Raw genomic sequence first — 21,127 nt, 5'->3', positions numbered from 1 at the left:
TGTGGGCCTCCCGTCCCGCCGCGACTATAGCCCATGCGCTGCCGGTTCGGTCCAGTCCTTCCAGTTGTGGGGCGGCCTCACATATTTTTACGCGCGCCCGGACCAGGCGCCGATCGCACCGGGTGCTGCGCCCGTCACGGGATCGGTCTCAGGCAGCGCGAGCTTGGCGATCTTCGCGTTCGCAGCCTCGACATCGACCGAACCTGCCCGCGTGATCGTGCCGGACTGGCCGGGCGGATAGCCGCCGACGACCTGAAAATCGTCGCTCGCTTTCAGTCGCTTGTGTCCGACGCCGGCGGGAACGATCACCGTATCGCCCGGCGCCATCGGCAAAGCGATACCGCCATCCGCTTCGTCGCCGCCGAACCCGACCACCGCCTCGCCCGACACACAGGCGAGCACCTCATGGCCATCGAGATGAAAATGCCAGTAGTCGAAAACCGTATAGACCCATGTCCCCTGCCAGCCATTCTCCCGGAAGCGCTTCTGAACGCCGTCTGCGGTCGCGTTGTCAGCCTCGATTTCGCCGGTGACGACAAGAAGCGGAAGGTAGCTGTTCGGGATGTCCTTGGTGGCGGAGAATAGATGTGTCTCGACGGTCATGTCGCCCTCAGCTGATAGATGTCGTTCGCGTTCGAACGCTTCGATCAATACGCCCGAGGGCTTCGATTGTTCGCCGAACCCTTCTTCAAACCCCTACTTCCCCATCTCCGCCGCCAGCGCATCCAGTCCCTCGCGCACGGTCGAAACGATGGTGTCGATATGGTCGTCCTCGATGATCAGCGGCGGACAGAAGGCAAGCGTATCGCCGGCGATCGCGCGGGAGATCACGCCGCGCTCCTGAATATGGGCGAAGGCCTTTGGGCCAAGAAAACCCGGCGCGTGCGGCGCGGTCGTCTTTCCGGCCTTGTCCATGACGAGTTCGACCGCCGCGATCAGGCCGACACCGCGCACCTCCCCGACCAGTGGATGATCCATGAGGCTGCGCAATCCTTCCTGCAGCCGCACGCCGCGCTCTCGCGCATTGGCGACGAGATCTCGCTCCTCGATGATCTTGAGGTTTTCCAGCGCCACGGCCGCCGCGACGGGATGGCCGGACGCCGTAAAGCCATGGCCGAAGGTTCCGATCCGCGCCGTCTCGTCGGCGATCGGCTGATAGACCCGGTCATTCATGATCACCGCGGAGATCGGCAGATAGGATGACGAAAGCGCCTTGGAAACCGTGATGAAGTCGGGCTCCAGATCGTAGGTCACCGAGCCGAACATCTCGCCGGTTCGCCCGAATCCGCAGATCACCTCGTCGGCGATGAACAGGATGTCGGGGTATTTCTTGAGAACCGCCTTCATCTTCGGCCAATAGGTCGCGGGCGGCACAACGACGCCCCCTGCCCCCATCACGGGCTCGGCGATGAAGGCGGCGATCGTCTCGGGCCCTTCCCACTCGATCATCGCTTCGAGATCGGCCGCGCAGCGGCTTGCGAATTCCTCCTCGCTCTCACCTTCGCGGCCCTCGCGCCAGTAATGCGGGCAGATCGTGTGGAGAATGCCCTCCATCGGCAGGTCGAAGGAGGCGTGATTTGCCGGCAGACCTGTCAGGCTCGCCGATGCCAGCGTGATGCCGTGATAGCCGCGAAGTCGGGAAATCACCTTCTTGCGCTGGGGCTCGCCCATAGCATTCGAGCGATACCGCAGAAGCTTGATGATGAGATCGTTCGCTTCTGAGCCCGAATTGGTGAAATGCACCTTCGACATCGGGACATGTGCCAGCTTGATCAGCTTTTCGGCGAGATCGACGACCGGCGCATGGGTCTTGTGGGTGAAGGCGTGGTAATAAGGCAGTTCGGCCATCTGCCTTGCGGCCGCATCCACCAGTCGCTTTTCCGAAAAGCCGACGGCGACCGACCAGAGCCCGCTCATCGCCTCGATATAGCGCTTGCCGTCGATGTCCTCGACATAGACGCCGTCGCCCTTCGCGATCACGATCGGCCCGACTTCCTCGTGCCGCCGCGCATTCGTATAGGGATGCAGATGATGCGCGATATCGCGCGCTTCGATGGAATTCGGCAGTGGGGGCATTTGGAGGGCTTTCGGCGAATATGTCTCGGTCGTCGCGACCAAATCGGAAGCTCGACCACCGCGCAAGTCCGATCGGGCACCGGATCGAGAACATAAAGGTCTTCGCGGAGCGCAACGATTTCTCGTTCTCCCGCAGAGACTGCGGTTCTCGCCCGAATGCCTCGGGAAAACCCGTTCATTTCTGTCAAACTGCGCGCTTGCAGATCACTTCGGCGTGAAAAGAGTTTCGTCAGAATACGCGCAGAACCCACAAAACCCTGTAATCGTAGCCATTTCGACAACGGAGGTTGTGAAACCTGAAAAACCCATTTACATCAAAGCCTACACGATTTCGCGATCATCGCGTGATCGATGCCGGGAGTTTGCCTCACATGCTCCATACTGCTGATTGCGAGTTCCTCGCCAGTGCCGAAAGCGTCGAAGCGGATACTGCGTTCCTGCGCACCGTCCTCGCGTCTTCTCTCGATTGCATCAAGATCCTGGATCTTGATGCCAATCTCCTCTTCATGAGCGAGGGCGGCAAACGCGTTATGGAAGTCGGCGACTTTGAAGCCGTCCGTGGATGTCCGTGGCCGGCTTTCTGGATCGACGAGTGGCGCGAAAAGGTAGATCGCGCCATCGCGACGGCCAAGGCCGGAGGAACCGGTCATTTCCAGGGTAGTGCGCCGACCCTTGCCGGCACCATGAAGTGGTGGGACGTCCGGGTCTCGCCGATCTTCGAGAAAGACGGCAAGATCTCTCGCCTTCTGTCCATCTCTCGCGACGTCACGGAGGAAAAGCTGCTACAGACCCGCCTCGCCGAGAGCGAGAAACGTCTTGCAGCTGCTTTGAGTGCCACGGGCGTCGTCGGGGTTTGGGACTACGATATCAGTGCCGACCGCATTCACGCGGATGAAAACCTTCTCAAGCTGTACGGTCTGAAGAAGACCTCGCCAATGCAAGGTTTCGATCCGCGCGAGATCGAAGACCGCATCCACGAGGATGACGTCGCGCTCTATCGCGAGCAATTCAGCGCTGCGATTTCCGGCGCTCTGGAATTCGAGTGCGAATTTCGCATCGCCGGCACGGACGGATCCCTTCGATGGATGCTGGCGCGTGGACGCGCGAGCCGCAACGAAACGGGTGTGGTCTCCCGCTTCTCGGGAGCGGTCGTCGACATCACCGATCGCAAGCTTGCACAGGAGCGCGGCCAGCTCGTCAATCGCGAACTCGCCCACCGGATCAAGAACCTGCTTTCCGTCGTCGGTGCGATCGTATCACAGACCCTTCGCTACACGCGGACGCCAGCGGAGGGACAGACTGCGATCGCGCAGCGGCTTCAGGCCCTCGACCGCGCCCAGGATATTCTCCTGAAGGACGAGATCAGCGGCTCGTCGATCCACCATGTCGTCTCGGCTGCCGTCGAGCCGCATCTTCGCAAGACCACCCTCCTCTCCGTGGAGGGTGTCCCAACCGTTCTAAGGTCGAACCAGCTCCTCGGCCTGTCGCTTGCGATGCACGAGCTCGCGACGAACGCGGTCAAATATGGCGCGCTGTCCGTCGATGGCGGCAAGCTTTCGCTCCGCTGGTCCACCCACGCCGATGGGAACGGCGACCGGGCGTTCACTTTTGAATGGGTGGAGACTGGCGGTCCGGCGGTTACGAACCCCGAGCGCAAGGGCTTCGGCCGCCAACTGCTCGAGCGCGGCGTTCCGGGTTATTTCGCCGGAGCGGCTATGCTGGACTACCGACCGGAAGGCTTCGTCTATCGGCTCGAAGGCGTGCTTTGACATTTCTCGGGGCTCCGGCAGCCCCAAGAAACGATTGGTTACAAAGGTCCGCCGACATGACTGTTCAAGCCGGCGGGCTCATTGAGCCTCAGTCCTTCAGAGAGCCGCAGAAGCGCTGGATTCGTAAGCAGGCTTCTTCGAGAAGTGCCTCGGACGTCGCGTAGGAAATCCGAAAGTTCGGCCCAAGACCGAACGCCGAGCCGTGCACCACCGCAACGCCCTCGGTCTCCAGAAGCGCCGTCACGAAATCCTCGTCCGTGTTCAGCACCTTGCCGTCCGGCGTCTTCTTGCCCATCAGGCCCTTGCACGAGGGATAGACGTAGAAGGCCCCCTCAGGCGAAGGACATTCGATGCCGCTCGCCTGGTTCAGCATGCCGACCACGAGATCGCGGCGACCCTGGAAGATCTCCCGGTTCTTCGAAATGAAGTCCTGCGGCCCATTCAGCGCCTCGACGGCGGCCCATTGCGAAATCGACGCCGCACCCGAGGTCTGCTGGCCCTGGATCATGTCCATCGCCTTGATCAGATGCAGCGGGCCGCCGGCATAGCCGATCCGCCAGCCGGTCATCGCATAGGCCTTGGAGACGCCGTTCATGGTCAGCGTCCGCTCGTATAGACGCGGCTCCACCTGCGCCGGCGTATGGAAGGTGAAATCGCCATAGACGAGATGCTCGTACATGTCGTCGGTCAGCACCCACACATGCTCATGGCGCAGAAGAACGTCGGTCAGCGCCTTGATCTCGTCCTTCGTATAGGCCGCACCCGAAGGGTTGGAGGGCGAGTTGAACAGGAACCACTTGGTCTGCGGGGTGATCGCCGCTTCCAGCTTTTCCGGCGTCAGCTTGAAGTTCGATTCGATCCCGGCTTCGACGAAGACCGGCGTGCCGCCGCAGATCGCGACCATTTCCGGGTAGCTCACCCAGTAGGGCGCGGGGATGATGACCTCGTCGCCCTTGTTGAGCGTCGCCATGAAGGCGTTGAAAAGGATCTGCTTGCCGCCTGTGCCGACGATGGTCTGGGCCGGCTCGTAGTCGAGGCCATTCTCGCGCTTGAACTTGGCGGCGATCGCCTCGCGCAGCTGCGGAATGCCGGACACCGGCGTGTACTTCGTTTCGCCCCGTGCGATCGCTGCGATCGCGGCTTCCTTGATATTGTCCGGCGTGTCGAAATCCGGCTCGCCCGCGCCGAGACCGATGACGTCCATGCCTTTCGCCTTCAATTCGCGCGCCTTCTGCGTGACGGCGATGGTGGCGGACGGCTTTACGCGGTCGAGGGCGTCGGCAAGAAATGCCATGGGAAGAACTCCGGCTGCATGATAATAGGTGGATCTTTCGCGACCGCATTGCAGGTGCGAAATGCGGCCGGACCCTAGTCCTCCCACTTCCCTTGCGCAAGCAGGTCAATCCGCGAAAACACCGAAAGAATCACGGATCGATCACGGCTCTCGGCACAAATCTCACGTCTCTGTCAGAGCCGGCGCGCAAGGCCCGTTTCGCGGAACAAACCATGAAAATATCGTGGTCGGGCACAGAGTTCGCCCTTCCTGTTCATGCCGCCGTCATCTAGAATCCCTAAGCAATCCGGGCGAATGCCAAAGACGCCCGACCTGCCTGATCGCATCCGTTAACCACTTGAGCCTATGAGGCTTTCACTGGCGTTACTATCTTAGCGCCACCTTCGGACAAGCTTCCGGGGGTAAGAGATCTGTTTCAATCGGCCTGCGGCGAAATTCGCGGCGGCGCCGGACGAACCTATGGCTGGCGGACGACGATCGAAGGCTTTCGATGCGCAAAATCATAATTGCGGGCCAACCCCAAAAGGCTCGCTAGCGACGGGACACAACCCGCGCTCCGTGGAGAGGATGGGTGCCAGAATGAGCTATCATCTACGTGAACGAGTCCGGCGCGAGGTCGAACTGCGTCGTTCCCATGAAGCGGTGATCGATGTCGGAAGCCTCGCGGCGCGGATGTCGGAGGAAATCGACGGCGAAAGCACCACCGCGACAATCATGCTTCAGCGGCTGATCATCGACGAATGCGGGCATGCCGGTATCGCGATGCGCGTTGGCGGCGCCCCGAACCTCTGAGCGTTTTCAGCCGAAACAAATGATAGTGATCGCAGGGCGCGGCTGGTTTGACCATCCGCGCCTTTTTGCGTTCGGGCGGCTCAGCGCCCGGCTTCGTCATGGCTGACGGTTTCAAGCCGCGCCGGACCCGGCGCGTCCTGATCCGGCTTGAGCGGCCAACCCTCGCGCTGCTTGCCTCTCTGACCATCGAGTGTCTCGGTCTGGTCGTGCCAGAGCGTCACGCGCGTCTCGAAGGGCATGTCGATCCCCGCCGCGTCGAGCGCGGACTTGATCTCCTTCAGCGCGGCCGCTTGTGCATGAACCACGTCCGTGCGGACGGAATGGGTCCACCACCGCACCCGAAGCGTCACCCAGGAGGCGGCAAGGTCCCAGACCAGCACATCGGGTTTTGGATCGGCCTCGACGCCTTCGGCCCGCTTAAGGGCATCGAAAATGACCGTTCGCGCCGTCTCGATATCGTCGCCATAGCCGATCCCCACATCATATTGCGACCGCCGCTTTTCGTGCGCGGTGTTGACCGTCACAGCATTCGAATAGACGTCCGCATTCGGTATGATGACCCGCCGCCGGTCATAGGTCGTGATGATCGTCGCCCGCGTCTCGATCCAGTCCACCGTCCCCTCATAGCCGTTGACGACGATTTGGTCGCCCACCTGAAAGGGTTGACGGATCAAAAGAAGCAGGCCTGCGAGCCAGTTCTGGAGGATGTCCTTGAAGGCGAAACCGATCGCCACCGATCCGATACCGAGGCCGGCCAGGAGATCGGCCGGATTGAGCGAGGGGATCACGATCGTCAGGCCCAAGAGGATGCCGAACAGGATGATGACCCATTTGATGAAAGCCCCGAGCACATCGCCAAGGTTGTCCCGGCCCCGGCGGTGCGCCCAACGGTTGAACAAGCGGTCGAACAGCCATCCGGCGACAAAGAAAATTGCGATGACGACCAGCGCCACCACGATATTCGGAAGCAGCTTCTGGATGCCGATGACCCAGGACTCCACCTTGCCGAGCGCGATCGACGGATCGAAGTCCACGGCCTGGTTCAGTGTATCGGGGCTTGCAGCCCCCTGCCCGGCCTCTTGAGCAACTGCCTGCATCGACTGAAAACCTTGTCTGGAAAGAGTTGGAAGCACTCATGAAGAAAGCGCCGGACCTGCGTCCGACGCTCTCGACAGCCTAAAAGTATCGCGTGCCGAGCCGGCGAACAGCCGGGCGCGACATCGTTGACACGCGCTTACTGAGAACCGCCGATGACGCCGCAGGCGACACGGTCGCCGGCATCGCCCGACGGCTGGGACTGGTAGTCGTCCGCGCCGCCATGGACCATGATGGCCGAACCGTCGCTGTCCATCACCGGTGCATCGCCATCCGAAACGGAGAGATTCGGGTTGAAGACTGCGAAGGTCGCATTGCCGCTGTCGTCAGCCGTGAAGTTCGGCATGTCGCCGGCATGGGGACCGCCTTCGCTCTTGTAGCCGTGCTCCTTGTTCGTCGGATTGTAATGGCCGCCGGCCGCCGAGAAATCGTTGCCGCACTGACCGGTCTCATGAATATGGAAGCCATGCTGACCCGGCTCGAGACCCGTCAGCTCCGCTTCGAACAGCAGGCCGTTGGGCGTCGGAATCACGGTCACCGTTCCGCGGTTCGATCCGTCCGGTGCATTCATTGTCACCTCCATGGGCTCCATGGTGCTCGAACCGCTTTCGCTCGAAGCGCTGCCCATGTCGCTGGACGACTGATCGGTCTGGGCAAGGGCCGGTGTCGCGAGGAGCGCAACGGAAGCGAGGGCGGAAAGTGCGATCGTTTTCATGAGGATGCCTCCCGGGCATGTTTTTTTCTGTCGAGGACATCCGGCTTCACCATTCTCAGCGAGAACCGGACATCGTGCGTCGGGGTGGGAACGGCGGGCCCCTGACGATTGTTCCGGCTTGCGCGAGGAGGCGGCGGCTGCAAAGGCCGACCCGCGAGAACGCGAGAGAGGTATCCACCCATGGGAAAAATCTTCAACAGGGCCCTGATCGGCCTCGGCATTGCGGGCGTTGCCGCCGCCGGCACATTCTATCTCCTCGGGCCCGAGCGCGTCTGGCGTCTCGCCGGCGATCCCGATCAGGGGTCCGTCGACTTTGATGCGATCGAGCGAAGCCCGAACCCCAACGACGCGCTCGCCTGTTCGATTGCGGCCTGCGCGACCCCTGCCGAGATCACCCTGCCGCTCTACGACACGACGCCGGAAGCACTTCTGAAAGAAGCCGACGAGATCATCCGGGGTGGCGCGCTGTCCGGCACGGTCCACCGCGTCGACGACGGGCAGAACCCGCTCGCCAAGCGCTACGTCGTGCGCACGCCGTTGATGGGTTATCCCGATACGCTCAATCTCGCCGTCCGGCCGGTCGAGGGTAAAGCGGGTTTGCTTCTTTACTCCCGTGCGCTTCTCGGCCGATCCGATCTTGGCGCCAACCAAAAACGCATTCAGACGATCATCGACGCCCTGCGCCCGAAAGCCCTGCCGGCGAGTTAACCTCGCAGGAATCGCGAGAGCGCCGCATAGGTCTCCTCCGGCGCTTCCTCCACGATGAAATGGCCGGCATCGACCGGCTCGCCCTCGACTATCTCGCACCAGTGGCGCCAGATCTCCACGAGATCGGCGCCGCCTGCCGGGATGCCGGAAGCACCCCAAAGGGCCTGCGTCGGGCATGCGATCCTGCGTCCCGCCTCCCGATTTTCCCGGTCGAGCCGCCAATCGATCGTCGCACCAGCGCGGTAGTCGTTGCAGGAGGCTTCGATAGCGGCCGGACGACGAAAGTTATCACGGTATTCGTCCATTGCCGCACCAGCGAAAGCCGACAGATCCTTCGCCTTCGTCCAGCTCGCCATCGTGTGCTCGAGAAAATAGACCGGATCGGCGCCAATCAGCGTCTCTGGCATCGGATGCGGCTGGGCGAAGAACGGCCAATGATAGGTCTTGAGGGCGGCCGCCGCATCCATCCGCTCCCAGACCTCCGCCACCGGCACGATGTCGAGAACGGAGAGTTTCGTCACTGCGTCCGGGTGATCGAGCGCCATTCGGTAGCCGACCCGTCCGCCGCGATCATGGCCGGCAATCATGAATGTCTCGTGCCCGAAGGCCCGCATCACGGCCAGCATATCCAGGCCCATCATGCGCTTGGAATAGGCGTGGTTCTCTGCATCGTTCGCCGGCGCGGACGACCGGCCATAGCCGCGAAGATCGGGTACGACGACCGCGAAGTCCTCTGCCAGACGCGGGGCCAGTCCATGCCACATCGCCCCGGTCTGCGGATAGCCGTGCAGCAGCAGAAGCGGTGGCCCCTTGCCGGCCGTTCGCACGAAAATCTCGGCACCCTCGCCCTCGATCATGCGCGTTTCGAAATTCTCGAACATTCAATTGGCTCCCGAACCGGTCTGTGCCGAAGAAGCTAGACGGCTGGCCGCAACAGGAAAGCGCGCGACGCTCGTCTCTCCCGCCTCAGTAATCGCCCGTCGCGACCAACCCGTCGAGAAACTCGCGTGCTTCCTTGCGTGACTGCTTCAGCTTTTCCTCGTTCATCCGGTCGAGCGTCGCATAGGTGCGGTTGAGGCGCGGATTGCCCTTCAGCCGCTCCTTGTTGCGGGCGATGAAGTCCCAATAAAGCACGTTGAAGGGGCACGCCCCCTCGCCCACCTTCTTGTTCGGTGAATAGGTGCAGTTGCCGCAATAATCGCTCATCTTGTCGATATAGTTCGACGAAGCGGCATAAGGCTTGGACGCAAAGAGCCCGCCATCGGCGTAAAGGATCATGCCGACCACATTCGGCATTTCCACCCACTCATAGGCGTCGTGATAGACCACGAGATACCATTCCTGCACCTCGCGCGGATCGAAGCCGCAGAGCAGGCAGAAATTGCCGATCACCATCAGCCGCTGGATATGATGGTTGTAGGCGCTCTCACGCACCTCCTTGAACGACTGCTTTAGACAGTTCAGCTCGGTCTCGCCGGTCCAGAAGAAATCCGGCAGCTTGCGCTGGGCGTTCAGCTTGTTGGACGAGGCATAGTCCGGCATCTGGTTCCAGTAGACACCGCGAATGAACTCGCGCCAGCCGATGATCTGGCGGATAAATCCCTCCACGGCATTGATGGGGGCGTGTCCCTCCCGATAGGCGTCTTCGGCCCGATCGCAGACCTCGCGCGGGTCGAGCAGGCCGCAATTGATCAGGGCTGAAAGATGGGAGTGGAACAAGAGCGGCGCGCCCTCACGCATCGCGTCCTGATAGGTGCCGAAATCGGGCAGCGCCTCGTCCAGAAACCAGCGCAGATAATGCAAGGCCTGTCGGCGCGTGACCGGATAGTCGAAATTTTCGAGCGTCCCGAAGTGATTGCCGAAGCGCCTCGCCACAAGATCGAGCACCGCCTCGGTCGTCTCATCCACGCTGTAGGTCGGCCGCTCCGGCGCGGTGATCCGTTCCTTCAGGGGCTCCCGGTTGGAGTGGTCGTAATTCCACTTGCCGCCGGCCGGTTCGTCGCCCTCCATCAGGTAGCCGGTGGACTTGCGCATTTCGCGGTAGAAATACTCCTGCCGCAACTCCTTGTTGCCTTCGGCCCAGGCATCGAAAGTCTCGTGGTCGCAGATAAACCGGTCGTCGGGCCGGATCTCGACCTCGCAGCCAAGCTCTTCCCGCCAGTCCTTCATCATCTCAAGAACGCGCCATTCCCCCGGCTCGGTCACGACGACGCGATCCGGCTCATGACGCTTCACCGCCCGTTTCAGCTCATCCGTGAACGAGCCAGTGTTCTCGTCATCGTCGAGCGTGATGTAGTCCACCGTCACATCGCGATCCCTGAGGTCGTCCGCGAAGTGCCGCATGGCCGAGAACAGAAAGGCGATCTTGCGCTGGTGATGGCGCACGTAATTCGCCTCGTCCGCCACCTCGCACATGAAGACGATATCGCCGCCTTTCATATCCTTGAGGGACGAAAGATCGCGGCTCAGCTGATCGCCGAGAACGAAACGCAGGGTTGTCATATCGGATCAATCCCCCAGGACGCCGTTGGAAGTGCCTTTACCATCGCCACCGATATGTTTCGGCACCGCTTCGTTGCGGCCCGCAAGAGCCAGATCGTAGTCAGCCTTGGTAAGCCGCCTCGCGATGGCCGAACGGGTCCCACTATTGCCACCGTAGATCAGGTATCGTCCCATATGCCGTCCCTTACGCATCTTTCACGGATGAGTTGGCCGGAAAGTGGACGGCATCAACTGCGGCGCGCAGCCACGGCTCACCGGTGAAAATCGGGCGAAAACCGCAACATCAGCAAGGATGCTCGCCTACGAATTCTTCAAGAAATTCTCCTACAACGCGAGTCATGACCAAGAACTCGCCACGCACCAGAAATCCTGAGCAGAGCATCAACGATGCCCTCTCGCGCATCGGTGCGCTGATGTTCATGCTTCTCGGCGTCTTTTTTGTCACGATCCTTCTCTTGAGCCAGTATCAGACAACAAGTGCTCAAAAGCGCGAGGCGCAACTCGCCAGCTCGGCGCTCACCGTTCGTGGGAAGCAAATCGAAGACCTCGCCTGGGACTATTCAACCTGGGAGGACGTGTTTCAAAAGTTTGTGGTCGAAAGGGATTACGCCTGGGCCGATGAGAATATCGGCCATTGGGTCTTCGAGAACAATCATTTCAATGTTTCGGCAATCATCACTCCGGACAGAGAAACGATTTATGCCAATGTCGGGGGTGTGCGCACGGATGCCGATCTACGGACGATCCTCAAGGGCGGGGTCGACGACCTCATCTCAAAATACCGAAGCGGCGATTCAGAAAAAACGGCTTCAGCGCTCCTTTCCGACAATGGCGCGCCCGTCGTCACCGCCATCGCGCCGATTACGCCAACTGCGGAACTTCCAGAGCCCCGAAAAGACTATTATCTTCTGATCTTCGCTCAGACGCTGGATGCGTCGACCTTGAGCGAAATCGGACAAACCTATCTTCTCCCCGACCTGCGCATGCGAAGCGAAAGCCTCGACAACGACGTGCGAAACGGCACGTCGATCCCTTTGATCCTCGCAAATGGAAAGACGCTCGGGCACCTGACCTGGGATGGCGCGACGCCGGGGACGACATTGCTGAAAACTGCCATACCGATCTGGGCGGTGCTGTTCACCGTCTTCATTGTCCTGATGCGCTATTTCGCAAAAACCGCCAAGGCCAGTGCTCATAGGCTCCGCGTCAGCCAGTATCGGGCGACCCATGACAGCCTAACGGGTCTTGGAAACCGAGCCCTCCTCAATGACTTCTTCGAGCCGTCGGATCTGAGCGGGAAAAACACGTCCGACGACACCCTCTGTCTTCTCTATCTCGATCTCGACGGGTTCAAACAGATCAATGATGTTCATGGCCATCAGGTCGGAGATGATGTGCTGAAAGAGATCGGCGCACGGCTTTCCACCTTTGCCGCCGAGAATGAAGTCGCCGTGCGCTTGGGAGGAGACGAGTTCATTCTCCTTCTGAAAAGCAAATTCGATCCGATAAAGATCGCGGCGATCGGACAATCGATCATCGAGTCTGTCGAAAGGCCCATCTCCCTTGGCGGTGCGGACACTGTCTGCGTCGGCGCAACCATCGGAATTTCCCTTGCACCGCAAGACGGCGACACTCCCGATATTCTCTTGAAGAAAGCCGACGAGGCGCTGCGTCACGGCAAGACGCGAGGTAAGCGTCAGGTGATCTTCTACGCCGATATCGTCTTGGAAATGCTCCGGCGCGAACGTGATCGCTTCGCGGAGCAGCGTGAGGCTCAGACCCATTCGACCTCTCCGACTTCGATGACGGGCTGAAGGCCGGCGACACCAGCATGGGGCGAGAAAGTGCGGTCCTGTTGCTTCGAGCGAACCATCCCCTGAAGGCAGGCGTCCGGCATCAGGTGGTGCCGAAATACTGCGTGCGGCTCTACATCATCGGCGCCAGGCGACACCCTCCACCAACTTCAACTCTTGTACCAGTCGGTCGGCAAAGGCACGCACCACCGGCCGCATGAAGCGCACCGAGGGATAGGCCAGCACCATCTCCGCAGATTTCACGGAGAAGTCCGGCAGGATTCGCACCAGACGCCCGTCCATCAGCGCCTCGCGCGCGAACAGCGTCTGGATCGGCCCGCAGGCATGACCTTCGAGCAGCGTGTTCAGGATCACATTCGCATCGTTCGTATGAATGAACGGTGTCACCGGGATCTCGTGCTGAACGCCGTCCCGCATCAGCGTCAGGGTCTTGCGCGAGGAAATCACCTGCGCCGTGGTCACGAGTTGCATCGTCGCAAGCTGTTCGGGCCGTTCGATCCCGCCAAACCGGTCGAGAAAGGCGGGGCTCGCCACCAACACGCGCTCGACCGTCCCCAGCTTGCGGATCACGACGTCCTGATTCACAGGTCGTGAATAGCGGATCGCCATATCGAAATTGTCGTAGACGAGATCGATCGCCCGGTTCTCGAGCACGAGATCGACCGAGACCTGCGGATGATCACGCTGAAACGCCATCACGATCGGATGGATAACCTTCCCACCGATGCAATTTTGAGCGTGAATGCGCAACGACCCCTCGATCGCCCCGGTTTCGACGCGAATGCCTTCCATCGCCGCATCGATCGCCGCCAGCCCGTGCCTTGTCGCCTCGTAAAGCGCCTGGCCGGCAGCTGTCGCGCGGACATGGCGCGGCGAGCGCTCCAGCAACCGGGCCTGAACATGGCGTTCCAGATTGGCCAGATGCTTCGAGATGGCCGGCTGGCTCACGCCGAGATCCTCCGCCGCGCCGGTCATCGACCCGCGCTCGATCGTCCGCGTAAAAGCCCTGAGTGCCGATGTTACATCCATCATCATTCCTGATGGTTATGGATACCATACCCCGATTGCCGTTGCTCATAATGCGAGCGAGTGCTCTTCTCAAGTCGCATCCAAAAGGTGACGGCACAGAGGCGATCCATGACGACCATCCGCTCCCTCATTTCGCGCCGGTCATTCCTGTTGACCGGGGCCGCCGCAGGGCTTGCGGGCTGCACGACACCCGGCCGGCAGATCGCGGCACCTGTCGCAGCCGCACCGCAATCCGCCGGCAATGCCGCCCGTGGCTCGCCCGTCGATCCGCTCGAAACAGCCCTTCGCACCGACGAACTCGACGCCCGATACGCGGCGCTGGTCGATGATGGTCACAAGCTCCCCGCGATCCCCTACTGGAAGATGGAGCCGCGCTTTTATCGCCAGCGCGTTGCGAACCCGACCGGAGAGCCCGAAGGCACCGTCGTCGTCGATACGCCGAACCGATATCTGTACCTCGTGGAAGCGGACGGCATGGCGATGCGCTACGGCGTCGGCATCGGAAGGGCCGGCTTTGAATGGGGCGGCGAAGGCATCATCCATTGGCGACAGCATTGGCCGCGCTGGAAACCGCCGCGGGAAATGATCGACCGTAAACCCTCGCTGGAAATCTATTCCGTCGAGAACGGCGGCATGGCGCCCGGCATAGACAATCCGCTCGGGGCCCGCGCGCTCTACATTTTCAAGAACGGCAAGGACACGCTCTACCGCCTTCACGGCACCCCGGAATGGTGGACGATCGGCGGCGCGAATTCATCGGGCTGCGTCCGCCTCGTCAATCAGGATGTCATCGATCTTTACGAACGCGTACCCCATCACGCCCGCATCGTCGTTCATCAGTCCGCGATGAACGATCGGATCGCGTCACTCTGATCCCGGCTCCCGCATCACGCGAAGGCCCCGCAGTCAGTCGATACCGATCGGGCAGGCACGCCATCACGCTTCGCCGACCCGCCAAGTGAAAGGGCACGCTCCTGCCTCGGAGCGCGCCCTTCATTCACGCTCGGATGGTCCGGATCAGGACGAGGCGATCTTGCCGCCACCCTGCTTGGTGATCGCGACAACGGACGGACGAACCGGCATGTCGTCCTTGAAGTCGGGCCAGCGGGTCGAGGGATCTTCGTAATAGGACGGACGGCCGAAGCCTTCCCATTCCTCGCCGCCATCGCCCGGATGCTGGACGGCGACGAAGAAGGTCGCGAGATCCGGCGTGGGGCGCGGTCCGCACATCTCGGCGCCCACTGGCACGCGGTAGAAGAGCTTCGAGGTGCCCCGGCCTTCGCCCTCGGTCTCCATGGCCCAGAGGCCATCCGTGCGACCGGTCTTGTCCGCCGAGTTGCCGTCAGTCGAGATCCAGAGCCGACCGTCGCTATCGACGGCGCAGTTATCGGGCATGCCGAACCAGCCGTTATCCGTCGTCTCGGTCGAGAAGGTGGCCCCCACATCCGCGATGGAAGGATCACCGCACTTGACGAGAATTTCCCAGGTTCCCTTGGTCGCCGCGAAGTCCCCGCCCTCTTCGGCGATTTCGACGATGTGGCCGAACGCGTTGTCGAGGCGCGGATTGGCGGCGTTCGCCTCTTCACGCTTCGTGTTGTTCGTCAGCATGACGTAAACGCGGCCGTTCGAACCGTTCGGCTCGATATCCTCGGGACGATCCATCGGCGTTGCGCCGAGCAGATCGGCGGCCTTGCGCGTTTCAATGAGAACGTCGGCCTGGCTTTCGAAGCCGTTTTCGGCCGTCAGCGGGCCTTCGCCGAACGTCAGCGGCATCCATTCGACGCCGCCGTCTTCATCGAACTTGGCGACATAGAGCGTGCCGTCGTCGAGAAGGTCCATATTGGCGGCGCGATCGTCCGGGTTGTATTTGCCGGCGGTCACGAACTTGTAGACATAGTCGAAACGTTCGTCATCGCCGAGATAGAAGACGACACGGCCGTCCGGCGCGACGATGCTTTCTGCGCCTTCATGCTTGAAGCGACCGAGAGCCGTGCGCTTCTTCGGCGTGGAGTTTGGGTTCTCGACGTCGACCTCGACCACCCAGCCGAAGCGGTTAGGCTCGTTCGGCTCCTTGGAAATGTCGAACCGGTCGTGAAAGTTGCCCCATTCGTAGGAGCCATCCGGAACGCCGTAGCGCTTGTAGTTCTCGGCCTCGCGATGACCCTCAGGCAGTTCGCCGATGAAGTAGCCGTGGAAGTTCTCCTCGGCCATGATGTAGGTGTTCCAGGGCGTGACGCCGCCAGCACAGTTGTTGAGCGTGCCGAACACCTTGGTGCCGGTCGAGTCTGCGTTGGTCTTAAGGCGGTCGCTGCCGGCGGCTGGGCCGCTCAGCTCCATCTCCGTCTTCGACGTGATACGACGGTTGTTCGCACCATCGAGGACCGGCTGCCACTTGCCGTTTTCCTTGCGGATCTCGATGATCGTGCCGCCATGGGCGGCCATTTCGATGTCGACACGCTTTTGGTCGGCCGGCGCGACGACGAGTTCTGCAGGTTCCGGAGGCGTCAACGCGGCCTCTGTCGAGGTCGGTTCGCTCGCCCCGGCCGTTTCATCGTCCGGTGCGACGTCGCCTGCGGCTGCCGCCTGCGCGCCACCCTTTACCGTCACGATGCCGGGGAACATCAAATGTTCGTTCGTATATTCGTGATTGACCACGAGATAGCCGTGCTCGGACGAACCGTCGATCGGAATATAGCCGACGAAGTCGTTATTGTAGCCGAACTGCTTTTCCTGGGCTTCCGGCGTCTGGTTCTTCGGATCGAATTCCGGCGCATCGGCGAAGATCTTGTCGCCCCAACGCAGAAGAACGTCCGCGTCATAGCCGTTCGCCACATGATGATCGGCGTCGACGCCAGCCGTGACTTCGTCGAAGGAGAACGGCATCGCCTTCGTCTGGGCATGGGCTTCGTCCGCGGCCATCAGAGCCATCGGAGAAACGGTCGCCGCAATCGCCGTCGCGGCCATGGAGCCTTGCAGGAAGGAGCGGCGGGAGAAGCGCTTGGCGATAATCTCGCCCATGGTCGCGTTGGACGTCGGGTTGAGGCCCGGTCCGTCGGCCTCTTCCAGCTGGCTTGTCTTGAAATTGGCTTTCGGTGTCACGTGCTCGTTCATTGAGGTGGCCCCTTATGGTGGAAGAAATCTGCAGGCTGGGCGCGGCGAAACACACATCGCGCCATGCGGCCCTTTCCGCACGGGCGGTCGGCGCCTCGGCCTGTCTGGAACCGTTATAAACCTCTCATGACAGGTGGATGACGGAAAATGCTGCGCCGCACCCGCCGAACCCCGGATTCGCGGATCCCGTTCGGCGCTCCATCTCGCAGAGCGATTGCATTGCAGGCACCACGAGCAATCTGCCTTTCAGGAGGCAGAGCGAACTTTCGCGGCAATTTACGAAAACTTGAAGGTATCGAAATAATTTGCATCTGTTACGAGGAGCATTCGATGCGAAACGCCGTCCCGGTTCTCGCCCCATCGGTCGCGCTGGTCTTCATTGCCGATACAGCCCATGCCCAGGCCGGAGAGATCGCGGGCGGAGGCGTCGACGCGCGCCTCATCGGTCTGGCCACCGCTCTCGACACCACTTGGGTCCTCATTGCGGCATCGCTCGTCCTCTTCATGCAGACCGGCTTCATGATGATCGAAGCTGGCTCCGTGCGCACCAAGAACGCCGTCAGCGTCGCACAGAAGAACCTTCTCGACATCGCCTTTGCGACCATGGCCTTCGCGGGCATCGGCTATATGCTGGCCTTCGGCATGTCCTATCCCAACGGCTATGTCGGCTGGGACAAGGGCCTCATCTTCCTCAACGCCATTGCGCCGAAAGACATCGCTTTCTTCATCTTCCAGGTGATGTTCTGCGGCACCGCGGCGACGATCATCTCCGGCGCCGTCGCGGAGCGCATGGGCCTGCGCGCCTATATCCTTCTCTGCGTCATTCTTGCCGGCGTCATCTATCCGGTCTTTGCCCATTGGGCCTGGGGTGCGGCCCTCGGAGACTCCCCCGGCGCCTTCCTCGCCAATGCAGGCTTCGTGGACTTCGCCGGCTCGACCGTCGTTCATGCCACCGGCGGCTGGATGGCGCTGGCCTCGATCATCGTTCTCGGTGCGCGCGCCGGCCGCTTCGAGGGAGACTGTCCGGTTCGCTTCGGGTGCCACAGCACGGTGCTGTCCTCCGCCGGCGCGCTCATACTCTTTGTCGGCTGGATCGGTTTCAACGGCGGCTCCACCCTCGCGGCATCGCCGGAAGTGCCGGGCATCATTCTCAACACGATCCTTGCCGGAGCAGCCGGCGGCGTCGTCAGCTACGGCACCGCCTGGTGGCGCGGCGCACTCAGGCCCGACCGCGCGATCAACGGCATGATCGGCGGTCTCGTCGCGATCACCGCCGGCTGTCACCTCGTCGGGCCGGACGGAGCCCTCCTCCTTGGTGCGCTGGGCGGCTCGGCTGCAAATCTTGCCAACCGCACGATCGAAAAGCACTTCCAGCTCGACGATGCCGTGGGGGCCGTGGGCGCCCACGGTGTGGCGGGTGTCGTTGGAACGATCGGGCTCGTTTTCGTCGCTCCCGAAGCCTTGCTTCCGGCCGGATCGCGCCTCGACCAGTTTTACATCCAGGCCGCCGGCGTCGGCCTCAACTTCGTCTGGGCCTTCGGCTGCGGGCTCATCCTCATCCTGCTCGTCGACGGTCTCATGCGGGTTCGCGTCTCTGCGGCCGACGAGGCGCTCGGTCTCAACGAAAGCGAGCATGGCGTGCGCCTCGGCACCGGCAATCTCGAATTCGCGCTCGATTCCCTCACCCGGTCGGTGTCGGACAAAGCGCTCCGCGTCCCGGTTCAGGCCGGCGACGATTCGGAGGATCTCGCCCGCCGCCTCAACGCCCTCATGGACCGGCTTCAGAAGTCGGAATCTGAACGCCGCAAGCTCTCCGAAACGGCCCGCAACCGCCACGAGGCCGAACGGTTCGCAGCCCTCGGCGAGATCACCGCCGAGACGATCCTGCTGTTCCACGAGGGGCGCGTTCGCCGCGTCAATCCCGCCGCCGAGGCGCTGTTTGGCGCCAATTCCGAAGCCCTGTCCGGGCGGACGGTGGAACAGCTCGCGCAAACCAACGGGCTCGACCGTCTCGGCGAGTGGCTCGAAGCGTCCGATGGCACCTCGTCCGAAACGACGCTTCGTGCCGATGACGGCCGTTCGGTTTCCGTCGAGGTGCGTGTCCGCACCACCCATTTCGAAGGTCGCCAGGTTTCGATCGTCAGCATTCTCGACCTCAGCGAGAAGATCGCGGCGCGTGAGCGCATCTTCCACCTCGCCCTTCACGACACGCTGACGGACCTGCCGAACCGCGAACTCTTCAATCGCCGCCTCGGGGAGGCGCTCGGCGACCCGGACGGCCTCACGGCATCCGCGCTGCTCCTCGTCGACATCGACAAGTTCAAGGACATCAACGACATCCACGGCCACCCTTCAGGCGATGCCGTGCTCGTCGCCGTCGCCGAGCGCCTGAAAACCTGCGTGCGCAAGGGCGATACCGTCGCCCGCCTCGGCGGCGACGAATTCGCCATCATCCAGACGGGCCTCAGCTTTCCGGCCCAGACGGCCGATCTCGCCCACCGGGCGCTCGCCGCGATTTCGCAGCCCCTCACCCTGCCCACGGGCGCGATCATCCAGCCCCGTGCCAGCATCGGCGTCACCGTTTTCCCGCGTGACGGCGTGACGGCCGAAACCTTGCTGCAGAACGCGGACCTCGCGCTTTATGCGGTGAAGGACGAGGGCCGCAACGGGTTCAAACTATTCGAGGAGAAGATGGGCCAGGCCCAGCGCATGCGTCAGGAGCTGGAGACCGATCTCGCCCAGGCCATCGAGCGCGGCGACTTCGAACTCTACGTCCAGCCGCGCGTCGATCTGAAGGCCGGGCGCATTGCCTCCTATGAGGCTCTCCTGCGCTGGCGGCGCGGCGACAGCTTCGTCTCGCCCGCCGATTTCATCCCCATCGCGGAAGCCTCGGGCCAGATCGTCGAGCTCGGAGAATGGGTCTTCGCGGAGGCCTGCCGCATCGCGAGCGAGGAGCTCACCGATACCGCGATCAGCGTCAATGTCAGCCCGCGCCAGTTCCTCGATCCCAACCTCGTGCCCATGATCCAGCGCAATCTGAAGGCCTCCGGCCTCGATCCCGCGCGCCTTGAAATCGAGATCACCGAGGGCGTCCTCATCGACGATGACCGGCGCGCCCTGCGCATTCTCGGCGAGTTGCGCGCACTCGGCCTGCGCTTCGCCCTCGATGATTTCGGCACGGGCTATTCCTCGCTCAGCTATCTCACCCGCTTCAACTTCGACACGATCAAGATCGACAAGAGCTTCGTCCAGTCGACCGAGGAAAAGGCCTGGCACGTCATATCATCGGTGATCGCCATGTCGCGCGGCCTGAAAGCCTCGGTGGTCGCGGAGGGGATCGAAACCGAAGAGCACCTCCTCCGCCTTGCCCGCGAGGGCTGCACGGAGGTTCAGGGCTTCCTCATCGCGCGTCCATCCCCCGTTTGCGAGGCGATGCGCGAACTCCCGCCGGAACTCTGTCTCGCCCTTTTGGGACGGTCCGGCGGCGAAAGGCGCGAGGCAGTCAGCGCCTGAAGATCCGGGCGCCCAGAGCCTCCCAACCATAGGTCTCGAAGGCGAGCTTGGCCGGTCGTCTCACTCAGCGCGCATGAATTCCGGAACGACGACCCTGTCTCGGCCAGTTTCGTCCTTTTCAACTGAATAGACATACTTCCACGCGTTCGGCCCTATGGTGCGAACGGTCAGGTCGGGGTTGAGGACGGCCCAGGAGTCGGGCAATCCGACCATGGCTTGCAGCTTTTCGCCCGTCGCCGCATCCCAAAGGCGCGCGGTTCCATCGTCGCCGCCGGTGAGGATCAGCTGCCCGTCAGGCGAGAAAACGGCGCTTTGGACACCCCTCCCATGTCCCTCGAAGCGGCGCACCTCAGAACCCGTCCCCGCATCCAAAAGGCGCGCGGTTCCATCGTTGCCGCCGGTGAGGATCAGCTGCCCGTCAGGCGAGAAAACGGCGCTTCTGACCCAATCTCCATGTCCTTCGAAGCGGCGCACCTCAGAACCCGTTCCCGCATCCCAAAGGCGCGCGGTTCCATCGTCGCCGCCGGTGAGGATCAGCTGCCCGTCAGGCGAGAAAACGGCGCTTTGGACACCCCTCCCATGTCTCTCGAAGCGGCGCACCTCAGAACCCGTCCCCGCATCCCAAAGGCGCGCGGTTCCATCGTCGCCGCCGGTGAGGATCATCTGCCCGTCAGGCGAGAAAACGGCGCTTTGGACACCCCTCCCATGT

General features: G+C 62.1%; 16 protein-coding genes. 6 read left to right on the top strand and 10 right to left on the bottom strand.

Annotation, left to right across the window (positions count from 1 at the left end; all coding sequences use genetic code 11):
- Positions 1-87: 87 nt before the first annotated feature.
- Both ABDX79_RS00080 and ABDX79_RS00075 read right to left on the bottom strand, forming a co-directional pair.
- Entirely contained in the window at positions 88-603 is a 516-nt protein-coding gene (locus tag ABDX79_RS00080; protein ID WP_346218226.1) for a hypothetical protein, read from the bottom strand.
- Between the two features lie 93 nt (positions 604-696).
- Positions 697-2,076 (bottom strand): aspartate aminotransferase family protein, encoded by a 1,380-nt coding sequence (locus ABDX79_RS00075; RefSeq protein WP_346218225.1) that lies wholly within the window; start codon positions 2,074-2,076, stop codon positions 697-699.
- Positions 2,077-2,447: 371 nt separating this feature from the next.
- Here ABDX79_RS00075 and ABDX79_RS00070 point away from each other — a divergent pair, with 371 nt between their 5' ends.
- Entirely contained in the window at positions 2,448-3,845 is a 1,398-nt protein-coding gene (locus tag ABDX79_RS00070) for a sensor histidine kinase (RefSeq protein WP_346218224.1), read from the top strand.
- Between the two features lie 88 nt (positions 3,846-3,933).
- Here ABDX79_RS00070 and ABDX79_RS00065 read toward each other — a convergent pair whose 3' ends face one another.
- Positions 3,934-5,139, bottom strand: coding sequence for a pyridoxal phosphate-dependent aminotransferase (locus ABDX79_RS00065; protein WP_346218223.1), 1,206 nt, complete (start codon positions 5,137-5,139; stop codon positions 3,934-3,936).
- Between the two features lie 579 nt (positions 5,140-5,718).
- On the opposite strand from ABDX79_RS00065, the gene ABDX79_RS00060 reads away from it, so the two are divergent.
- Positions 5,719-5,931 (top strand): hypothetical protein, encoded by a 213-nt coding sequence (locus ABDX79_RS00060; RefSeq protein ID WP_346218222.1) that lies wholly within the window; start codon positions 5,719-5,721, stop codon positions 5,929-5,931.
- Positions 5,932-6,011: 80 nt separating this feature from the next.
- Here the strand turns inward: ABDX79_RS00060 and ABDX79_RS00055 are convergent, their stop codons facing one another.
- Both ABDX79_RS00055 and ABDX79_RS00050 read right to left on the bottom strand, forming a co-directional pair.
- Positions 6,012-7,028: a mechanosensitive ion channel family protein gene (locus ABDX79_RS00055; RefSeq protein WP_346218221.1), complete on the bottom strand. Its 1,017-nt coding sequence runs from the start codon at positions 7,026-7,028 to the stop codon at positions 6,012-6,014.
- A gap of 137 nt (positions 7,029-7,165) precedes the next feature.
- Positions 7,166-7,741: a superoxide dismutase family protein gene (locus ABDX79_RS00050; protein WP_346218220.1), complete on the bottom strand. Its 576-nt coding sequence runs from the start codon at positions 7,739-7,741 to the stop codon at positions 7,166-7,168.
- A 180-nt stretch (positions 7,742-7,921) separates the two neighbouring features.
- Here ABDX79_RS00050 and ABDX79_RS00045 point away from each other — a divergent pair, with 180 nt between their 5' ends.
- The gene (locus tag ABDX79_RS00045; RefSeq protein ID WP_346218219.1) at positions 7,922-8,449 is read left to right on the top strand and encodes a DUF1499 domain-containing protein; all 528 of its coding nucleotides are present in this window, start codon (positions 7,922-7,924) and stop codon (positions 8,447-8,449) included.
- On the opposite strand, the gene ABDX79_RS00040 is transcribed toward ABDX79_RS00045, so the two are convergent.
- Positions 8,446-9,330 carry an alpha/beta fold hydrolase gene (locus tag ABDX79_RS00040; RefSeq protein WP_346218218.1) on the bottom strand — a complete coding sequence of 295 codons (885 nt, stop codon included), beginning with the start codon at positions 9,328-9,330 and terminating at the stop codon, positions 8,446-8,448. The two genes, ABDX79_RS00045 and ABDX79_RS00040, sit on opposite strands and share 4 nt — an antisense overlap.
- Before the next feature lie 85 nt (positions 9,331-9,415).
- Complete coding sequence (locus ABDX79_RS00035) at positions 9,416-10,951, bottom strand: cryptochrome/photolyase family protein (protein ID WP_346218217.1); 1,536 nt, start codon at positions 10,949-10,951, stop codon at positions 9,416-9,418.
- Between the two features lie 338 nt (positions 10,952-11,289).
- On the opposite strand from ABDX79_RS00035, the gene ABDX79_RS00030 reads away from it, so the two are divergent.
- Positions 11,290-12,765, top strand: a complete 1,476-nt coding sequence (locus ABDX79_RS00030) for a diguanylate cyclase domain-containing protein (protein ID WP_346218216.1) — start codon at positions 11,290-11,292, stop codon at positions 12,763-12,765.
- 117 nt (positions 12,766-12,882) lie between these two features.
- Here the strand turns inward: ABDX79_RS00030 and ABDX79_RS00025 are convergent, their stop codons facing one another.
- Complete coding sequence (locus ABDX79_RS00025; protein ID WP_346218215.1) at positions 12,883-13,800, bottom strand: LysR family transcriptional regulator; 918 nt, start codon at positions 13,798-13,800, stop codon at positions 12,883-12,885.
- Positions 13,801-13,902: 102 nt separating this feature from the next.
- Between ABDX79_RS00025 and ABDX79_RS00020 the strand changes: the two genes are divergently transcribed.
- Positions 13,903-14,667, top strand: a complete 765-nt coding sequence (locus ABDX79_RS00020) for a L,D-transpeptidase (RefSeq protein ID WP_346218214.1) — start codon at positions 13,903-13,905, stop codon at positions 14,665-14,667.
- A gap of 144 nt (positions 14,668-14,811) precedes the next feature.
- Here ABDX79_RS00020 and ABDX79_RS00015 read toward each other — a convergent pair whose 3' ends face one another.
- The gene (locus ABDX79_RS00015) at positions 14,812-16,905 is read right to left on the bottom strand and encodes a PhoX family protein (protein ID WP_346218213.1); all 2,094 of its coding nucleotides are present in this window, start codon (positions 16,903-16,905) and stop codon (positions 14,812-14,814) included.
- 330 nt (positions 16,906-17,235) lie between these two features.
- Here ABDX79_RS00015 and ABDX79_RS00010 point away from each other — a divergent pair, with 330 nt between their 5' ends.
- Entirely contained in the window at positions 17,236-20,418 is a 3,183-nt protein-coding gene (locus ABDX79_RS00010; RefSeq protein ID WP_346218212.1) for an EAL domain-containing protein, read from the top strand.
- A 60-nt stretch (positions 20,419-20,478) separates the two neighbouring features.
- Here ABDX79_RS00010 and ABDX79_RS00005 read toward each other — a convergent pair.
- A partial coding sequence (locus ABDX79_RS00005) for a WD40 repeat domain-containing protein (RefSeq protein ID WP_346218211.1) occupies positions 20,479-21,127 on the bottom strand: 649 nt, incomplete at its 5' end.

The organism is Fulvimarina fulva (assembly GCF_039652615.1).
Lineage (GTDB): Bacteria > Pseudomonadota > Alphaproteobacteria > Rhizobiales > Rhizobiaceae > Fulvimarina.
The sequence above is the reverse complement of the archived record's forward strand: the minus strand, read 5'-3'. Positions and strand labels throughout refer to the sequence as shown.

Coding starts and splice junctions, on each gene's coding strand:
- ABDX79_RS00080 (WP_346218226.1), bottom strand. CDS start 603: ATGACCGTCGAGACACATCTATTCTCCGCCACCAAGGACATCCCGAAC.
- ABDX79_RS00075 (WP_346218225.1), bottom strand. CDS start 2,076: ATGCCCCCACTGCCGAATTCCATCGAAGCGCGCGATATCGCGCATCAT.
- ABDX79_RS00070 (WP_346218224.1), top strand. CDS start 2,448: ATGCTCCATACTGCTGATTGCGAGTTCCTCGCCAGTGCCGAAAGCGTC.
- ABDX79_RS00065 (WP_346218223.1), bottom strand. CDS start 5,139: ATGGCATTTCTTGCCGACGCCCTCGACCGCGTAAAGCCGTCCGCCACC.
- ABDX79_RS00060 (WP_346218222.1), top strand. CDS start 5,719: ATGAGCTATCATCTACGTGAACGAGTCCGGCGCGAGGTCGAACTGCGT.
- ABDX79_RS00055 (WP_346218221.1), bottom strand. CDS start 7,028: ATGCAGGCAGTTGCTCAAGAGGCCGGGCAGGGGGCTGCAAGCCCCGAT.
- ABDX79_RS00050 (WP_346218220.1), bottom strand. CDS start 7,741: ATGAAAACGATCGCACTTTCCGCCCTCGCTTCCGTTGCGCTCCTCGCG.
- ABDX79_RS00045 (WP_346218219.1), top strand. CDS start 7,922: ATGGGAAAAATCTTCAACAGGGCCCTGATCGGCCTCGGCATTGCGGGC.
- ABDX79_RS00040 (WP_346218218.1), bottom strand. CDS start 9,330: ATGTTCGAGAATTTCGAAACGCGCATGATCGAGGGCGAGGGTGCCGAG.
- ABDX79_RS00035 (WP_346218217.1), bottom strand. CDS start 10,951: ATGACAACCCTGCGTTTCGTTCTCGGCGATCAGCTGAGCCGCGATCTT.
- ABDX79_RS00030 (WP_346218216.1), top strand. CDS start 11,290: ATGACCAAGAACTCGCCACGCACCAGAAATCCTGAGCAGAGCATCAAC.
- ABDX79_RS00025 (WP_346218215.1), bottom strand. CDS start 13,800: ATGATGATGGATGTAACATCGGCACTCAGGGCTTTTACGCGGACGATC.
- ABDX79_RS00020 (WP_346218214.1), top strand. CDS start 13,903: ATGACGACCATCCGCTCCCTCATTTCGCGCCGGTCATTCCTGTTGACC.
- ABDX79_RS00015 (WP_346218213.1), bottom strand. CDS start 16,905: ATGAACGAGCACGTGACACCGAAAGCCAATTTCAAGACAAGCCAGCTG.
- ABDX79_RS00010 (WP_346218212.1), top strand. CDS start 17,236: ATGCGAAACGCCGTCCCGGTTCTCGCCCCATCGGTCGCGCTGGTCTTC.